16 protein-coding genes are annotated in these 15,177 nt (G+C 61.0%); 12 read left to right on the top strand and 4 right to left on the bottom strand.

The window, feature by feature from the left end:
* The first annotated feature begins 87 nt into the window (after window positions 1–87).
* The 11 genes from urtB (at window position 88) to M9827_RS01515 (ending at window position 10,446) form a co-directional block, all read left to right on the top strand.
* On the top strand, window positions 88–1,590 hold the full coding sequence (urtB, locus tag M9827_RS01565; RefSeq protein WP_250602984.1) for an urea ABC transporter permease subunit UrtB: 1,503 nt from the start codon (window positions 88–90) through the stop codon (window positions 1,588–1,590).
* Entirely contained in the window at window positions 1,590–2,669 is a 1,080-nt protein-coding gene (urtC, locus tag M9827_RS01560; RefSeq protein WP_123448442.1) for an urea ABC transporter permease subunit UrtC, read from the top strand. The genes urtB and urtC overlap by 1 nt, the downstream gene beginning before the upstream one ends.
* Window positions 2,666–3,535, top strand: coding sequence for an urea ABC transporter ATP-binding protein UrtD (urtD, locus tag M9827_RS01555; protein ID WP_095047336.1), 870 nt, complete (start codon window positions 2,666–2,668; stop codon window positions 3,533–3,535). The genes urtC and urtD overlap by 4 nt, the downstream gene beginning before the upstream one ends.
* 121 nt (window positions 3,536–3,656) lie before the next feature.
* Window positions 3,657–4,355, top strand: a complete 699-nt coding sequence (gene urtE / locus M9827_RS01550) for an urea ABC transporter ATP-binding subunit UrtE (RefSeq protein ID WP_122599494.1) — start codon at window positions 3,657–3,659, stop codon at window positions 4,353–4,355.
* Between the two features lie 43 nt (window positions 4,356–4,398).
* The gene (locus M9827_RS01545) at window positions 4,399–5,238 is read left to right on the top strand and encodes an urease accessory protein UreD (RefSeq protein WP_250602983.1); all 840 of its coding nucleotides are present in this window, start codon (window positions 4,399–4,401) and stop codon (window positions 5,236–5,238) included.
* Window positions 5,239–5,568: 330 nt separating this feature from the next.
* On the top strand, window positions 5,569–5,871 hold the full coding sequence (gene ureA / locus M9827_RS01540; protein ID WP_016984788.1) for an urease subunit gamma: 303 nt from the start codon (window positions 5,569–5,571) through the stop codon (window positions 5,869–5,871).
* Between the two features lie 9 nt (window positions 5,872–5,880).
* Window positions 5,881–6,414, top strand: coding sequence for a GNAT family N-acetyltransferase (locus M9827_RS01535; protein WP_250602982.1), 534 nt, complete (start codon window positions 5,881–5,883; stop codon window positions 6,412–6,414).
* Window positions 6,415–6,419: 5 nt separating this feature from the next.
* On the top strand, window positions 6,420–6,953 hold the full coding sequence (locus M9827_RS01530; protein WP_250602981.1) for a GNAT family N-acetyltransferase: 534 nt from the start codon (window positions 6,420–6,422) through the stop codon (window positions 6,951–6,953).
* Window positions 6,953–7,258: an urease subunit beta gene (locus M9827_RS01525; RefSeq protein WP_194935506.1), complete on the top strand. Its 306-nt coding sequence runs from the start codon at window positions 6,953–6,955 to the stop codon at window positions 7,256–7,258. The genes M9827_RS01530 and M9827_RS01525 overlap by 1 nt, the downstream gene beginning before the upstream one ends.
* Before the next feature lie 202 nt (window positions 7,259–7,460).
* A complete protein-coding gene (gene ureC / locus M9827_RS01520; RefSeq protein WP_250602980.1) occupies window positions 7,461–9,161 on the top strand; it encodes an urease subunit alpha in 1,701 nt (566 codons plus the stop codon).
* Between the two features lie 157 nt (window positions 9,162–9,318).
* Window positions 9,319–10,446: a sensor histidine kinase gene (locus M9827_RS01515; protein ID WP_250602979.1), complete on the top strand. Its 1,128-nt coding sequence runs from the start codon at window positions 9,319–9,321 to the stop codon at window positions 10,444–10,446.
* Window positions 10,447–10,570: 124 nt separating this feature from the next.
* On the opposite strand, the gene M9827_RS01510 is transcribed toward M9827_RS01515, so the two are convergent.
* Both M9827_RS01510 and M9827_RS01505 read right to left on the bottom strand, forming a co-directional pair.
* Window positions 10,571–10,876, bottom strand: a complete 306-nt coding sequence (locus tag M9827_RS01510; protein WP_250602978.1) for a chaperone modulator CbpM — start codon at window positions 10,874–10,876, stop codon at window positions 10,571–10,573.
* Window positions 10,877–10,899: 23 nt separating this feature from the next.
* Window positions 10,900–11,850, bottom strand: a complete 951-nt coding sequence (locus tag M9827_RS01505; protein WP_250602977.1) for a DnaJ C-terminal domain-containing protein — start codon at window positions 11,848–11,850, stop codon at window positions 10,900–10,902.
* 292 nt (window positions 11,851–12,142) lie between these two features.
* Here M9827_RS01505 and M9827_RS01500 point away from each other — a divergent pair, with 292 nt between their 5' ends.
* Window positions 12,143–13,417, top strand: a complete 1,275-nt coding sequence (locus tag M9827_RS01500) for an Hsp70 family protein (protein ID WP_250602976.1) — start codon at window positions 12,143–12,145, stop codon at window positions 13,415–13,417.
* A 123-nt stretch (window positions 13,418–13,540) separates the two neighbouring features.
* Here the strand turns inward: M9827_RS01500 and M9827_RS01495 are convergent, their stop codons facing one another.
* Together M9827_RS01495 and M9827_RS01490 are read right to left on the bottom strand one after the other, a co-directional pair.
* Window positions 13,541–14,554, bottom strand: a complete 1,014-nt coding sequence (locus M9827_RS01495) for an AI-2E family transporter (protein ID WP_250602975.1) — start codon at window positions 14,552–14,554, stop codon at window positions 13,541–13,543.
* Between the two features lie 304 nt (window positions 14,555–14,858).
* Window positions 14,859–15,164, bottom strand: coding sequence for a PsiF family protein (locus tag M9827_RS01490; protein ID WP_085746533.1), 306 nt, complete (start codon window positions 15,162–15,164; stop codon window positions 14,859–14,861).
* Window positions 15,165–15,177 lie beyond the last annotated feature (13 nt).

Raw genomic sequence — 15,177 nt, 5'->3', positions numbered from 1 at the left:
TCTCCCTCTGGGAGAGGGTTAGGGTGAGGGGCGGATTCACAGCCGGACACCGCTCCATCGGCCACCGCAAGAAAGGAAACACCACTAATGCCCACTGCCATACACCGCTTTCTCATAGCCATCGCACTGTTGCTGCCAATCCTGGCGCACGCCGGCGATGCCGAAGATTTCGTCGCGGCCAATCCCATGCAACAGGCCAAACTCCTGGAAACCTGGGCCGCGCAGCCCGATCCGGCCCGTATCGAATTGCTCAACGCCCTGCAACAAGGCGAGCTGACCATCGACGGCCAAGCGAAAACCCTGCGCCTGAACAATCGCCTGCGGGGTCTGATCGACACCGCCATGGCCAGCCACCAATTGCTCGCCGCCGACGCCAAAATCCGTCTGGCCGCCGCGCAGCAATTGCAGAAAAGCGCGAAACCCGCGCAGCTGAAATTCCTCGACCAGCAACTGGCTGGCGAAAAAGATGAAAGTGTCCACGCCGCCCTGAGCCTGGCGCTGGCCAATCTGCAACTGGTCGATACCGATCCAGCGGTGCGCCTCGCCGCCGTACGCCTGCTCGGCGAAACTGGCGACCCACTGGCACGTACACGCCTTGAAGGCTTGCTCGAACCGGGCGTCGAGAGCGATGCCGGCGTACGCACCGCCGCCGAAACCAGCCTCGCCCAGGTCAAGCGCAAACTGCTGATCGGCGAAGTGCTTGGCCAGGCCTTCAGCGGCATGTCGCTCGGCTCGATTCTGCTGTTGGCAGCGCTTGGTCTGGCAATCACGTTCGGCCTGCTCGGCGTGATCAACATGGCCCATGGCGAGATGCTGATGCTCGGCGCCTACTCGACGTACGTGGTGCAGTTGATGTTCCAGCGCTACGCACCGCAGGCCATCGAGTTCTATCCATTGATCGCGTTGCCCGTGGCGTTTTTTGTCACGGCAGCAATCGGCATGGCCCTGGAGCGCACGGTGATTCGTCACCTCTACGGCCGCCCGCTGGAAACCCTGCTCGCCACCTGGGGCATCAGCCTGATGCTGATTCAGCTTGTCCGTTTGTTGTTCGGCGCGCAGAACGTTGAAGTGGCCAACCCGGCGTGGCTGTCCGGCGGCATTCAAGTGCTGCCGAATCTGGTGCTGCCGTACAACCGCATCGTCATCATTGCCTTCGCCCTGTTCGTGGTGGTGCTGACCTGGCTGCTGCTGAACAAAACCCGTTTGGGCCTCAACGTTCGCGCCGTCACCCAGAACCGCAACATGGCCGCCTGCTGCGGCGTGCCGACCGGGCGCGTCGATATGCTCGCCTTCGGCCTCGGCTCGGGCATTGCCGGCCTCGGCGGTGTGGCGCTGAGCCAGATCGGCAACGTCGGCCCCGACCTCGGCCAGAGCTACATCATCGACTCGTTCCTGGTGGTGGTGCTCGGCGGCGTCGGCCAGTTGGCCGGTAGCGTGCTCGCGGCCTTCGGCCTGGGCATCGCCAACAAGATTCTCGAACCGCAGATCGGTGCGGTGCTCGGCAAAATCCTGATCCTCGCGCTGATCATTCTGTTTATCCAGAAACGTCCGCAAGGCCTCTTCGCACTGAAAGGACGGGTGATCGACTGATGAACCAGCCTCTGTTAGTCACGGCCACACAAAAGGCCGGGCCGAAAGTCACCATCGCGGTCGGCGCGGTGATTCTTGCGCTGCTGATCGCTCTGCCGCTGCTGTCACTGTTGCCCGCGGACAATGCGCTGTCGGTCTCGGCCTACACGCTGACGCTGGTCGGCAAAATCCTCTGCTACGCCATCGTCGCCTTGGCGCTCGATCTGGTCTGGGGTTACGCCGGTCTGCTGTCGCTGGGCCACGGTCTGTTCTTCGCCCTCGGCGGTTATGCGATGGGCATGTACCTGATGCGTCAGGCCGCCGGTGATGGCTTGCCGGCGTTCATGACCTTCCTGTCGTGGAGCGAATTGCCGTGGTACTGGACTGGCACCAGCAGCTTCATCTGGGCGATGTGTCTGGTGGTGTTGGCCCCGGGGTTGCTGGCGCTGGTGTTCGGTTTCTTCGCCTTCCGTTCGCGGATCAAAGGCGTGTATTTCTCGATCATGACCCAGGCCCTGACCTTCGCCGGCATGCTCCTGTTTTTCCGCAACGAGACCGGGTTTGGCGGTAATAACGGCTTTACCAATTTCCGCACGATTCTCGGTTTCGGCATCACTGAACCGGGCACCCGTGCGGTGCTGTTTCTGGCCACGGTGTTGTTGCTGGTGGCGAGTCTGTTCATCGGCTGGCGCCTGGCGCAGAGCAAGTTCGGTCGCGTGCTGACGGCATTGCGCGATGCGGAAAACCGCTTGATGTTCTGCGGCTACGACCCGCGTGGTTTCAAGTTGTTCGTGTGGGTCTTGAGCGCTGTGTTGTGTGGCCTGGCCGGGGCGTTGTATGTGCCGCAAGTGGGCATCATCAACCCGAGCGAAATGTCGCCGACCAACTCCATCGAAGCGGCTGTGTGGGTCGCTCTCGGCGGTCGCGGTACGCTGATTGGCCCGCTGCTCGGCGCCGGTGTGGTCAACGGCATGAAGAGCTGGTTCACCGTGGCGTTCCCCGAATACTGGCTGTTCTTCCTCGGCGCGCTGTTCATTGTCGTGACGCTGTACTTGCCTAAAGGCGTGATCGGTCTGCTGAAGAAACGAGGTGAACAATGAGAGTCACGGCGAGCGCTGAATTCATGCTGGAACCGGCCTTCTTCCCCGTGGAGCCGAACAAGGACGAGGGCACCAGTCGCGACTCGATCGGCCTCGGCCAGCGCGTCGGCCCGGGCCTCGACACCCGCCACGGCACGATCCTTACCCTGGAGGACATCAGCGTCAGTTTCGATGGCTTCCGTGCGTTGAACAATCTCAACCTGTACATCGGCGTCGGCGAATTGCGCTGCATCATCGGCCCCAACGGCGCCGGCAAAACCACGCTGATGGACGTGATCACCGGCAAGACCCGGCCCAGTCACGGCAAGGCCTGGTTCGGTGAAACCCTCGACCTGACGCAGATGAGCGAAGTGCAAATCGCCCAGGCCGGCATCGGTCGCAAGTTTCAGAAGCCGACGGTGTTCGAAGCGCTGAGCGTGTTTGAAAACCTGGAGCTGGCACAGAAAACCGACAAGTCGGTGTGGGCCAGTTTGCGTGCGCGTTTGAGTGGCGAGCAGAAGGACCGGATCAGCGAAGTGCTGGAGACGATTCGCCTGACCACCTCGGTCAATCGTCAGGCCGGGTTGCTCTCGCATGGTCAGAAGCAGTTTCTCGAGATCGGCATGTTGCTGATGCAGGACCCGCAATTGCTCCTGCTCGATGAGCCGGTGGCGGGCATGACCGATGCGGAAACCGAGTTCACTGCCGAGTTGTTCAAGTCACTGGCGGGCAAGCACTCGTTGATGGTGGTCGAGCATGACATGGGCTTTGTCGGCTCGATTGCCGACCACGTGACTGTGCTGCACCAGGGCAGCGTTTTGGCGGAAGGCTCACTGGAGCAAGTGCAGGAAAACGAGCGCGTGATCGAGGTCTACCTCGGCCGCTGAAGATTTTGTCCTGTGTAGGAGCTGCCGAAGGCTGCGATCTTTTGATCTTGCTCTTCAAAAAGAAGATCAAAAGATCGCAGCCTTCGGCAGCTCCTACAGAGGATTTCGGGAGATTTTGAACATGCTGCAAGTCGACAAGCTGCACCAGTACTACGGCGGTAGCCACATCCTCCGTGGCCTCAGTTTTGACGTGAAGGTCGGCGAAGTCACCTGCCTGCTCGGCCGTAACGGCGTGGGCAAGACCACCCTGCTCAAATGCCTGATGGGCTTGCTGCCGGCCAAGGAAGGTGTGGTGAATTGGGAAGGTAAACCGATCACCACGTTCAAGCCGCACCAGCGCGTTCACGCCGGTATTGCCTACGTGCCGCAAGGCCGGGAAATCTTCGGTCGGCTGACTGTAGAAGAAAACCTGTTGATGGGTCTGTCGCGGTTTCCCGGCAGTGAAGCCAAAGAAGTCCCAGGTTTCATCTACGAATTGTTCCCGGTGCTGCTACAAATGAAGCAGCGTCGCGGCGGTGACCTCTCCGGTGGTCAGCAACAACAGTTGGCAATTGGCCGCGCCTTGGCCAGCCGTCCGCGCTTGCTGATCCTCGACGAGCCCACTGAAGGCATTCAACCCTCGGTGATCAAGGAGATCGGCGCAGTGATCAAGAAACTCGCAGCACGCGGTGACATGGCAATTTTGCTGGTCGAGCAATTCTACGATTTCGCTGCGGAGCTGGCCGATCAGTACCTGGTGATGTCCCGGGGCGAGATCGTCCAGCAAGGTCGCGGTGAAAATATGGAGGCCGAGGGTGTGCGCGGGCTGGTAACGATCTAGTACAACGAACTAATCTGTAGCTTCCTAACGATAATGACACACCATGAATTCGACTGTTTCACCTGCCCTGTTTACCCCGAGCTGGCACGCCGAGCTGGAGCTCGCTTACGCCCGTTTCGGCGACTGCACGCGCCCGGTCATGCGCCGGCACCTCGGCCCATTGCGCGTACAAAAGCACCTGTACGCCGAAGGCCCCGAGGTCTGCCAGCACATCATCGTTCATCCGCCGGGCGGGATCGCCGGCGGTGATCGACTGGACATCAGCGCCCGCGTCGAACCAGACGCCTGGGCACAGATCACCAGCCCCGGCGCGGCAAAGTGGTATCGCGCGGGTGGGCCGGCTTATCAGAAGCTCGACTTGAAAGTGGCGACCGGGGCGACGCTGGAATGGCTGCCGCAGGAAACCATCGTCTACAGCGCCGCGCAGGCTGAACTGACAACTTCGATTGAACTTGAGGGTGATGCACGGCTGTTCTACTGGGACGTGGTGGCGTTGGGTCGCCCGGCCAGCGGCGAGCGTTTCGACCGCGGGTATTTCCAGGCGCATCTGGATATTCGCCGTGATGGTCGATTGCTCTGGCACGAGCGCCAGCGCATTGTCGGCGGTGACGGTTTGCTTGATTCGCCGATCGGGCTGGACGGTAATCCGGTGTTTGCGACGTTGTTGGTCACCGGTGAAATCGATGCTGAATTGCTCGAGCGCTGCCGCTCGCTGGGCCACGAAGTGCGTGGGGATTTGACCCAGTTGCCTGGGCTGCTGGTGGCTCGTTGTCTGGCCAGCGAAGCGTTGCTCGCCCGTGCGTGGCTCATCGACTTGTGGCGTTTGCTCAGACCCGCCTTGCTGGGTCGCGACGCGGTATCCCCCAGAATATGGAGCACCTGAAAAGCGACCCTCACCCCCCGCCCTCTCCCGGAGGGAGAGGGAGCCTGACCGAGTCGTTTGAAATGAATTTACTGCCTGAACGAATACCGCTGACTGAACCGGCCATTGAAAACAACCGAGATCAGTCCCCTCTCCCTCGGGAGAGGGCGCCCGACCGAGTCGTTTGAAATGAATTTAACTGCCTGAACGAATACCGCTGACTGAACCGGCCATTGAAAACAACCGAGATCAGTCCCCTCTCCCTCGGGAGAGGGCTAGGGTGAGGGGTTGCTCCAACGGGCACCCCGCGCCCGCAAGAACCTCACAAATCTGCCCTGATGGAACCCCACAATGGACCTGACCCCACGCGAAAAAGACAAGCTGCTGATCTTCACCGCCGGCCTCGTCGCCGAGCGGCGTCTGGCCCGCGGCGTGAAGCTCAATTACCCGGAAGCGATGGCCTACATCTCCGCCGCGCTGCTGGAGGGTGCCCGTGACGGCCAGACCGTGGCCGAGCTGATGCACTTCGGCACCACCCTGCTCAGCCGCGAGCAAGTGATGGAAGGCATCGCGGAAATGATCCCGGAAATCCAGGTCGAAGCGACGTTCCCCGACGGCACCAAACTGGTCACCGTTCACCAACCGATCGTCTGAGGCAGCGCCATGACTTACACCATTCGCGATGCCATTCACGCCGATCTGCCGGCGATCCGCGACATCTACAACGACGCGGTGCTCAACACCACAGCGATCTGGAATGAACAGGCCGTCGACCTCGGCAACCGCCAGGCGTGGTTCAGTGCGCGCCAGGCCCAGGCCTATCCGATTCTGGTGATCGTCGACGGCGCCAACAGCGTCCTCGGCTACGCTTCATTCGGTGACTGGCGACCCTTCGACGGCTTTCGCCACACCGTCGAGCACTCGGTTTATGTGCGCAGCGACCAGCGCGGCAATGGCCTCGGCCCGCAACTGATGAGCGCACTGATCGAACGCGCCAGGACCTGCGGCAAACACGTGATGGTCGCCGCCATCGAAAGCGGCAACGCCGCCTCGGTTCGTCTGCACGAACGCAGCGGTTTCATCATCACCGGGCAGATGCCGCAAGTCGGCACCAAATTCGGCCGCTGGCTCGACCTGACCTTTATGCAACTGACCCTCAACCCTGGCGCGGAGCCGCCTGACGCCAACAAGGAGTGACACCGATGAATGCCGCCCAGCTGCGCCGCGTCAACGCGGAAAGTTTTGCCCACTACCGTCAGGGTCTGATCGACCTGCTGCTCGATGCGGTGGGTTACGGCGCCAGCGTCGGCTTCATGGCCGACCTCGATGCAACACAGGCTCGCGCGTATTTCGATGAAGTTCAGGACAACGTCAACAAAGGCAGCGTGCTGCTTTGGGTCGTGGTCAAGGACGAGCAGGTACTCGCCAGTGTGCAACTGGGCCTGTGCCAAAAGTCCAACGGACTCAATCGTGCCGAAGTGCAAAAACTGCTGGTGCGCGAAGACGCGCGACGTCGCGGTCTCGGCCAGCAATTGATGCATGCGCTGGAACTCGAAGCGCCCAAGCACAAGCGCGGCATGCTTTACCTCGACACCGAGGCCGGCTCGCCCGCCGAAGATTTCTACAAGGCGTTGGGCTACAGCCGCGCCGGCGAAATTCCTGATTACGCCTGCGACCCGAACGGCACCTATCGCGCGACCGCCCTCTATTACAAGATTCTGCAAGGAGCCCAGTGATGATTCCTGGCGAGTACCAGATCCAGCCCGGTGACATCGAACTCAATGTCGGCCGCCGCACCATCAGTCTGAAAGTCGCCAACAGCGGCGACCGGCCGATTCAGGTCGGTTCGCACTATCACTTTTTTGAAACCAACGACGCGCTGACCTTTGATCGCGCCGCCAGCCGTGGCATGCGCCTGAACATTCCGGCTGGCACCGCTGTGCGCTTCGAACCGGGGCAGAGTCGTGAGGTGGAGCTGGTCGATTACGCCGGAAAGCGGCGGGTGTTCGGGTTTGCCGGAAGAGTAATGGGTGATCTCTGACATCTGCGTGCACCGCTGCCCCTCACCCCAGCCCTCTCCCGAGGGAGAGGGAGCCGATCGCCGATAACCGCCCCACCGTGAACAGTCCCCTCTGCGGAGCTGATCACCGATAGCCGGCCCACCGCGTACAGTCCCCTCTCCCTCTGGGAGAGGGCTAGGGTGAGGGTTAATGGCTCACCACTATTTTCTTGAAGGACGCAGCATGAAGATTTCCCGCCAAGCCTACGCCGACATGTTCGGCCCCACCGTCGGCGACAAGGTGCGCCTGGCCGACACCGAGCTGTGGATCGAGGTCGAAAAAGACTTCACCACCTACGGCGAAGAAGTGAAGTTCGGTGGCGGCAAAGTCATCCGCGATGGTCAGGGCCAAAGTCAGTTACTGGCTGCCGAAGTGGTCGACACCCTGATCACCAACGCGCTGATCATTGACCACTGGGGCATCGTCAAAGCCGACGTCGGCCTCAAGGACGGGCGCATTGCCGCGATCGGCAAGGCCGGCAACCCGGATGTGCAGCCGAACGTGACCATCGCCATCGGTGCCGGCACCGAAGTGATTGCCGGCGAAGGCATGATCCTTACCGCCGGCGGCATCGACACGCACATCCACTTCATCTGCCCGCAGCAGATCGAAGAAGCGCTGATGAGCGGCGTCACCACCATGATCGGCGGCGGCACGGGACCTGCCACCGGCACCAACGCCACCACTTGCACCTCCGGCCCATGGCACCTGGCACGGATGCTCCAGGCCGCCGATGCCTTCCCGATGAACATCGGCCTCACCGGCAAGGGCAACGCCAGCCTGCCAGAACCGTTGATCGAGCAGGTCAAGGCCGGCGCCATCGGCCTCAAGCTGCACGAAGACTGGGGCACCACGCCAGCGAGCATCGATAACTGCCTGAGCGTTGCCGATCAGTTCGACGTGCAGGTAGCGATCCACACCGACACCCTCAACGAGTCCGGTTTTGTCGAAACCACCCTCGGCGCGTTCAAGGGCCGCACCATTCACACCTATCACACCGAAGGTGCCGGTGGCGGTCACGCGCCGGACATCATCAAAGCCTGCGGCTTCCCCAACGTGCTGCCGAGTTCGACCAACCCGACCCGGCCGTTCACGCGCAACACCATCGACGAACACCTCGACATGCTGATGGTCTGCCACCACCTCGACCCAAGCATTGCCGAAGACGTCGCGTTTGCCGAAAGCCGCATCCGCCGCGAAACGATTGCCGCCGAAGACATCCTCCATGACCTCGGCGCGTTCTCGATGATCAGCTCCGACAGCCAGGCCATGGGCCGCGTCGGCGAGGTCATCACGCGCACCTGGCAGACCGCCGACAAGATGAAAAAACAGCGCGGCCCGCTGCCGCAGGACGGCGAAGGCAACGACAACTTCCGCGCCAAACGCTACATCGCCAAGTACACGATCAACCCGGCGATCACCCATGGCATCAGCCACGAAGTCGGTTCGATCGAAGTCGGCAAGTGGGCCGATCTGGTGCTGTGGCGCCCGGCATTCTTTGGCGTGAAACCGACGCTGATTCTCAAGGGCGGCGCGATTGCCGCGAGCCTGATGGGCGATGCCAACGCCTCGATTCCGACCCCACAACCGGTGCACTACCGTCCGATGTTCGCCAGCTACGGCGGCTCGCTGCACGCCACCAGCCTGACCTTTATCAGTCAGGCGGCGCAGAAAGCGGGGTTGCCTGAAGCACTGGGGCTGAAGAAGAAAATCGGCGTGGTCAAAGGTTGCCGTGATGTGCAGAAAACCGACCTGATCCACAACGACTATCTGCCGACCATCGATGTCGATCCGCAGACCTATCAGGTCAAGGCTGACGGGGTGTTGCTCTGGTGTGAACCGGCAGAAACGTTGCCGATGGCGCAGCGGTATTTCCTGTTCTGACGCAGCCGACACGCAGTAGAAAGGCCCCGGGACCGTGCCTTGCGCGCAGTCTCGGGGCCTTTTTCGTGCCGGTATCAAACTATCGCGCAAACGGTCGTGTATTTCTCGCCAAAGGAACTACTATTCGATTCGCTCCACCTCTTTTCAGGAACTGCCCATGCGTCTATCCGAGTTCATCCTGGCCAATATCGAGCCTATCGTCGATGAGTGGGAACAGTTCGCCGCAACTATCACGCCGGCCGCCGACTATCTGGATTCCACCGCCCTGCGCGATCACGCCAGCGCCATTCTGCGGGCCGCGGCCCGCGACATGAGCAAGCCGCAGAGCCCTGCCGAACAGGCCGCCAAAGCCAAGGGCGAAGGCCCGGAAAAAACCCCGAGCCTGGACGAGGCTGGCGCCAGTCATGGCGAGTTGCGCCACACCGTGGGTTTTGACCTGGTGCAGATGACCTCCGAGTTCCGTCATCTGCGCGCTTGCGTGATCCGCCTGTGGGTCGACAGCCTCAAAGCCCCGGACATGGCCTGTTTTCAGGACATGATCCGCTTCAACGAAGCCATCGACGAAGCACTGGCCGAATCGACTGCGGCCTACGCCGAACAGGTCAATCGCTCGCGGGACATCTTCCTCGCCATTCTCGGCCATGACCTGCGTGCGCCGCTGCAAGCGGTGAGCATGTCCATCGAGTTGCTGCTGCGCAAATCCAGCCTCGAGGGCGATGCGCTGGCCTGCGCCCTGCACATCAAGCGTGGCGCGCGGCACATGGCGGCGATGGTCAGCGACTTGCTGGAACTGGTGCGCAGTCGTCTAGGCAGAAGCCTGCCGATCGAACCGACGCCAATGGACCTGGCCGATGCCGCACGGGCGGCGATTGCCGAGGCGTGCGCCGGCAATCCGGAGTGCGATCCGACGCTCAATGTGAACGGCGACACGCGCGGTACCTGGGATGCCGGCCGAATCGATCAGTTACTGCAGAACCTGATCGGCAATGCCTTACAGCACGGAGCCAACAAGCGCGATGTCACCCTCAATATCAGTGCTGAGGGCGAAAACGTCTGCCTGTCAGTGCACAACTACGGCACACCGATTCCCGAAGAGGCGCTTGGAACGATCTTCGACCCGTTGGTGCGCAGCGCCGACGAGGAGCTCGGACAGCCGTCGACCAGCCTCGGGTTAGGGTTGTTTATCGTCAAGGAAGTGGTGAATGCCCATGGCGGCACCATCAAAGTCAGCTCGAACGAAGCTGACGGGACGCTGTTCAGCGTGGTGTTGCCCAGAAAACTTTGACGTCGCAAGACCGCGTTATCGTTCTTCGCGAGCAGGCTCGCGCCCACAGAAGACCGCGATCAACTGTGGGAGCGAGGCTGCTCGCGAAGAGGCCCGATCAGCAAACCGGAAAACATCAGACTGACTACTCCACCACCAACCGCCCCAGACGCTGGCGCAACATGCGATTCTCGGCACGCAATGCCTGCACTTCCTCCAGCAGATCCAACGCCAGCGCAACACCTTCCCACTCCAGCTCCAGCTCGCGTCGCAGCTTCGCGGCGCGTTTGGCCAGACTCAGTTCGTAATCGGTGAAACGCCACTCCCGGGGCTGCGCGCCCTGAGGTTCGAGGATGCCGTGTTCGACGATTTCGATCACGTAGACGTCCGACAGATCGGCCGCCTCACAGAATTCTGCCAGGTCCAGTTGAACGATCAGGGGGCTGCTCATGATGGGCTACTCCGTCGTCGGATTCAGAAGTTCTCTCGCGGATTGAAGGCGGCTTTCTTCGCCAGTTCCTGCCACAGCACCTTGACCTCGTCGTCAGCGGCTTTCGGCATTACAGCCTTGAGCTGGACGAACAGGTAACCGCGCTCACCGGCCTTGTTTTTCAGGCCATGGCCCTTGGCGCGCATGCGCTGACCGTTCTGGCTGCCGGCAGGGACCTTGAGGTTGATCTTGCCGGTCAGGGTCGGCACCGCCACTTCGGCGCCCAGCGCCAGCTCCCACGGCGCCAGCGGCAAGGTGATGATCAGGTTTTCGCCTTCCACATCGAATTTCGGGTGCGGCGCAAAACGAATGGTCAGGTACAGATCGCCATTCGCCCCGCCACCGACGCCCGGTGCGCCCTGGCCCTTGAGGCGGATGCGCTCGCCGTCGGTCACGCCGGCCGGGATCTTCACGTTCAGGCTCTTGCTGGTGTTACTGACGTGCTGGCCGTTGGCGTTGTACTGCGGCACCTGGAAGGTGACTTTCTTCGACTCGTTCGCCAGCGTCTCTTCGAGGAAGATCGGCAGTTCCATTTCCACGTCTTGTCCCCGGCGTCCTGCACTGCGTTGTTGTCGACCATCGCCGCCACCGAAACCGGGGCCGCGATTGCCGAAGATCGAGCTGAAGAAGTCCGAGAAGTCGCCGGTGTCGCCACCGCCACCGCCAAAGCCGCCACGGCTCTGCCAGCCCGGTGGCCCCTGGAACGGCTGACCGTGCTGGCCATAACGGCGCAGTTCGTCGTATTCGGCGCGTTTGTCGGCGCTCTTCAGCGCTTCATAGGCTTCCGAGGCGTCTTTGAACTTGGCCTCAGCGTCCTTTTCCTTGCTGACATCAGGGTGGTATTTGCGCGCCAGCTTGCGATAGGCAGCCTTGATTGCCTTGTCGTCTGCTGTCGGCTCCACGCCGAGTATCTTGTAATAGTCTTTGAAGTCCATCGAAGGAATCACCGTCCGTTATCGATTTCGCGCCGAGACCAGCATGCGCTCATTCGCGCGTGCCGGGTTGACCGATCTCAAGTTTGTGACCGGGTGGCGCAGCAGAAGTTTATCGGCAGTGGACGGCGGTTCTGGTGACCGCCGGTGGTTCTGCCGGCCCATGCCAGCAAGTTTGGGGCAAAGTCGGAGCTTTCAAGGCAGTTTAGTCGTGAAATAGCAGATGACCGGCCTTCGAATCTGGCGCGCACTGACATACACTGCGCGGCCGTTTTTTTGACCGGAACCGAAAGACATGAAAGACGCCTCTCCAGCCCGTGCCTGCGGCATCGACTTCGGCACGTCCAACTCCACCGTCGGCTGGCTGCGCCCCGGCATGGAAACGATGATCGCGCTGGAAGACGACAAGATCACCCTGCCGTCGGTGGTCTTCTTCAACATTGAGGAACGCCGTCCGGTGTACGGTCGTCTGGCGTTGCACGAGTACCTGGAAGGCTACGAAGGCCGGCTGATGCGCTCGCTGAAAAGCCTGCTCGGTTCCAAGCTGATCAAGCACGACACCAGCGTCCTCGGCACCGCTATGCCGTTCAAGGACTTGCTCGGCCTGTTCATCGGCCAACTGAAGAGCCGCGCCGAAACCGCCGCCGGTCGGGAATTCGAGCAGGTGGTGCTTGGGCGTCCGGTGTTCTTCGTCGATGACGATCCGCTGGCGGACCAGGAAGCCGAAGACACCTTGGTAGAAGTGGCGCGCAAGATCGGCTTCAAGGACGTGTCGTTCCAGTACGAACCGATCGCGGCGGCCTTCGACTACGAGTCGACCATCGAGAAAGAAGAACTGGTGCTGATCGTCGACATCGGCGGTGGTACCTCCGACTTCTCGCTGGTGCGCCTGTCGCCAGAGCGTCGTGGCCTCGATAACCGTCACGATGACATCCTCGCCACCGGCGGTGTGCACATCGGCGGGACCGATTTCGACAAACAGCTGAGCCTGCAAGGTCTGATGCCGCTGTTCGGCTACGGCAGCCGCATGAAGAGCGGCGCCTACATGCCGACCAGCCACCACATGAACCTGGCGACCTGGCACACCATCAACTCGGTGTACTCGCAGAAATCCAGCCTGGCGCTGGGCAGCATGCGCTACGACATCGAAGACACCGGCGGCATCGATCGCTTGTTCAAGCTGATCGAACAGCGTGCCGGGCATTGGCTGGCGATGGAAGTCGAAGAAACCAAGATCCAGTTGACCCACACCGACAGCCGCCACGTGCCGCTGGACCGCATCGAAGCCGGTTTGAGTGTTGAGCTGACCCGAGCGCTGTTTGAATCGGCGATTGATGCGTTACTGGAGCGGGTACGCGGCAGTGTTACCCAGTTGCTGAACGATGCTGGCGTCGCAGTGGAACAGGTCGACACGGTGTTCTTCACCGGTGGTTCGAGCGGCATTCCAGCGCTGCGCAACAGTGTTTCGGCGATGTTGCCGAATGCACGGCATGTCGAAGGGAATATCTTCGGCAGCATTGGTAGCGGTCTGGCGATTGAAGCGATGAAACGCTACGGCGCCATGAACTGATGATCGTTCCCACGCTCTGCGTGGGAATGCCGCCATGGACGCTCTGCGTCCGCTGTTGAGGTTGTGACGCGGAGCGTCACGGGATGCATTCCCACGCAGAGCGTGGGAACGATCACGGAGTGGTTAGACCATCCCGCCCAGCTTCAACTCACTCTTCAGGTACGCATAATAAATCGGCCCCGCCACCACCCCCGTCAGGCCGAATGCCGCCTCGAACACCAGCATCGCCAGCAGCAACTCCCACGACTTGGCACTGATTTGCCCGCCGACAATGCGCGCGTTGAGGAAGTACTCGAGCTTGTGGATAAAAATCAGATAACCCAGCGCAGCAATCGCCACCCAGATCGACAGTGACAGGCCGACGATGGTGATCAGCGTGTTCGACATCAGGTTGCCGATCACCGGCAGCAGGCCGAGCAGGAAGGTCAACACGATCAGGGTTTTGGTCAGCGGCAACTTGATTCCAAGCATCGGCAGGATGACCGCCAGGAAGATCCCGGTGAACACGGTGTTCAGTAAGGAAATCTTGATTTGCGCAAACACGATGTTGCGGAAGGCCTGCACCAACAGGTGCAAGCGGTCGAACAGCGCCGCCGCCAGCGGTTTGCGCTTGGTGACGTCAGGGATGCGCTGCAAGGCGATGATCGCACCGAGCACCATGCCGATCAGCAGCGTCACGAACATGTGCGCCGCGTCTTTGCCGACCAGCTGCAGGTCGGACAGGTGCTTGCCCATCCACTCACCTATCGCTACGCGAAATTCTGCAGCACTGGCCGGCAGATAGGCGTCGATAAACGGCGGCAATTGCCCACGCGCGCGGTCGACCACACCCATGAACTTGTCGAGGGAAGCGCCGGGGTTTTCCGCTTCATGCAGCAGAAAGCTGATGGCGCCGGCGAAGATCAACGCCAGCACGCTGACGACCAGCGTGCCCAGCAACGCCACCGCCAGCCAACGCGCGCGGCGGCCTTCGATCAGCCGTTGCAGTTGCGGGGTGAGCATGTTGACCAGTTCGAATACCAGCAGCCCGGCCAGCAGGCTCGGCAACAAGCGCAGCGGCAGCACCAGGAGCAAACCGCCAAAAATGATGATGCAACTGACCCAGAACACTACATGACGCTCAGAAAACGTTGGCATACAGCCTCAAAACGAACGGCGTAAAAGGATTGGCAGTCTGCCAGCGTTCCCGGGGGAGCACTAGGTATATGCGGTGTTTCGGTTTTTGCTGCACGGCTTGAGATCCAGCCCTCACCCTAGCCCTCTCCCGGAGGGAGAGGGAACCGAACGAGGAATGGCGAAGAAATCCGGCGACCTTCCAGTCCTGTATTGAATCCAGAATCGGCCAGATAGTTCAGGTCGATGGATATCTGAAAACAACACGGTCAGTACCCTCTCCCTCTGGGAGAGGGTTAGGGTAAGGGCGGCCCCCCACAGAACCAGGTTATTTTTTCTTCAGGCAATCACTCATGAAGGTCTTGCGCGCATCGCCGGTCAGGGCTTTGGTGGCGGCATCGGCGTTGCAGGTTTTCATTTTCTGCTGCTGCGGGGTCAGGGCTTTGGCATCGTTGGCCGCAGGCGTTGCCTTGAGGCAGGTACTCATGAAGGCTTTGCGCTCATCGCCTTTCAGACTCTTGGCGGTCGCATCGGCATTGCAGGTGGTCATTTTGTTCTGTTGCGCCGTGGCGGCGAAACCTTGGGAACACAGGAGCAAACCAATCATCAACAACGGCACACGCAACATCTTCATGGAGTTTTCTCCT

Source organism: Pseudomonas sp. AKS31 (assembly GCF_023634765.1).
Lineage (GTDB): Bacteria > Pseudomonadota > Gammaproteobacteria > Pseudomonadales > Pseudomonadaceae > Aquipseudomonas.
Note: the sequence above shows the minus strand (reverse complement) of the source record. Positions and strands in the feature narration are given on the sequence as shown.

Bases quoted from the DNA above. Each gene is read 5' to 3' on its own strand.
- M9827_RS01515 (WP_250602979.1), top strand. From the start codon at position 9,319: ATGCGTCTATCCGAGTTCATCCTGGCCAATATCGAGCCTATCGTCGAT.
- M9827_RS01525 (WP_194935506.1), top strand. From the start codon at position 6,953: ATGATTCCTGGCGAGTACCAGATCCAGCCCGGTGACATCGAACTCAAT.
- urtC (WP_123448442.1), top strand. From the start codon at position 1,590: ATGAACCAGCCTCTGTTAGTCACGGCCACACAAAAGGCCGGGCCGAAA.
- M9827_RS01490 (WP_085746533.1), bottom strand. From the start codon at position 15,164: ATGAAGATGTTGCGTGTGCCGTTGTTGATGATTGGTTTGCTCCTGTGT.
- M9827_RS01530 (WP_250602981.1), top strand. From the start codon at position 6,420: ATGAATGCCGCCCAGCTGCGCCGCGTCAACGCGGAAAGTTTTGCCCAC.
- urtB (WP_250602984.1), top strand. From the start codon at position 88: ATGCCCACTGCCATACACCGCTTTCTCATAGCCATCGCACTGTTGCTG.
- M9827_RS01495 (WP_250602975.1), bottom strand. From the start codon at position 14,554: ATGCCAACGTTTTCTGAGCGTCATGTAGTGTTCTGGGTCAGTTGCATC.
- M9827_RS01535 (WP_250602982.1), top strand. From the start codon at position 5,881: ATGACTTACACCATTCGCGATGCCATTCACGCCGATCTGCCGGCGATC.
- urtE (WP_122599494.1), top strand. From the start codon at position 3,657: ATGCTGCAAGTCGACAAGCTGCACCAGTACTACGGCGGTAGCCACATC.
- M9827_RS01545 (WP_250602983.1), top strand. From the start codon at position 4,399: ATGAATTCGACTGTTTCACCTGCCCTGTTTACCCCGAGCTGGCACGCC.
- M9827_RS01500 (WP_250602976.1), top strand. From the start codon at position 12,143: ATGAAAGACGCCTCTCCAGCCCGTGCCTGCGGCATCGACTTCGGCACG.
- M9827_RS01505 (WP_250602977.1), bottom strand. From the start codon at position 11,850: ATGGACTTCAAAGACTATTACAAGATACTCGGCGTGGAGCCGACAGCA.
- urtD (WP_095047336.1), top strand. From the start codon at position 2,666: ATGAGAGTCACGGCGAGCGCTGAATTCATGCTGGAACCGGCCTTCTTC.
- M9827_RS01510 (WP_250602978.1), bottom strand. From the start codon at position 10,876: ATGAGCAGCCCCCTGATCGTTCAACTGGACCTGGCAGAATTCTGTGAG.
- ureA (WP_016984788.1), top strand. From the start codon at position 5,569: ATGGACCTGACCCCACGCGAAAAAGACAAGCTGCTGATCTTCACCGCC.
- ureC (WP_250602980.1), top strand. From the start codon at position 7,461: ATGAAGATTTCCCGCCAAGCCTACGCCGACATGTTCGGCCCCACCGTC.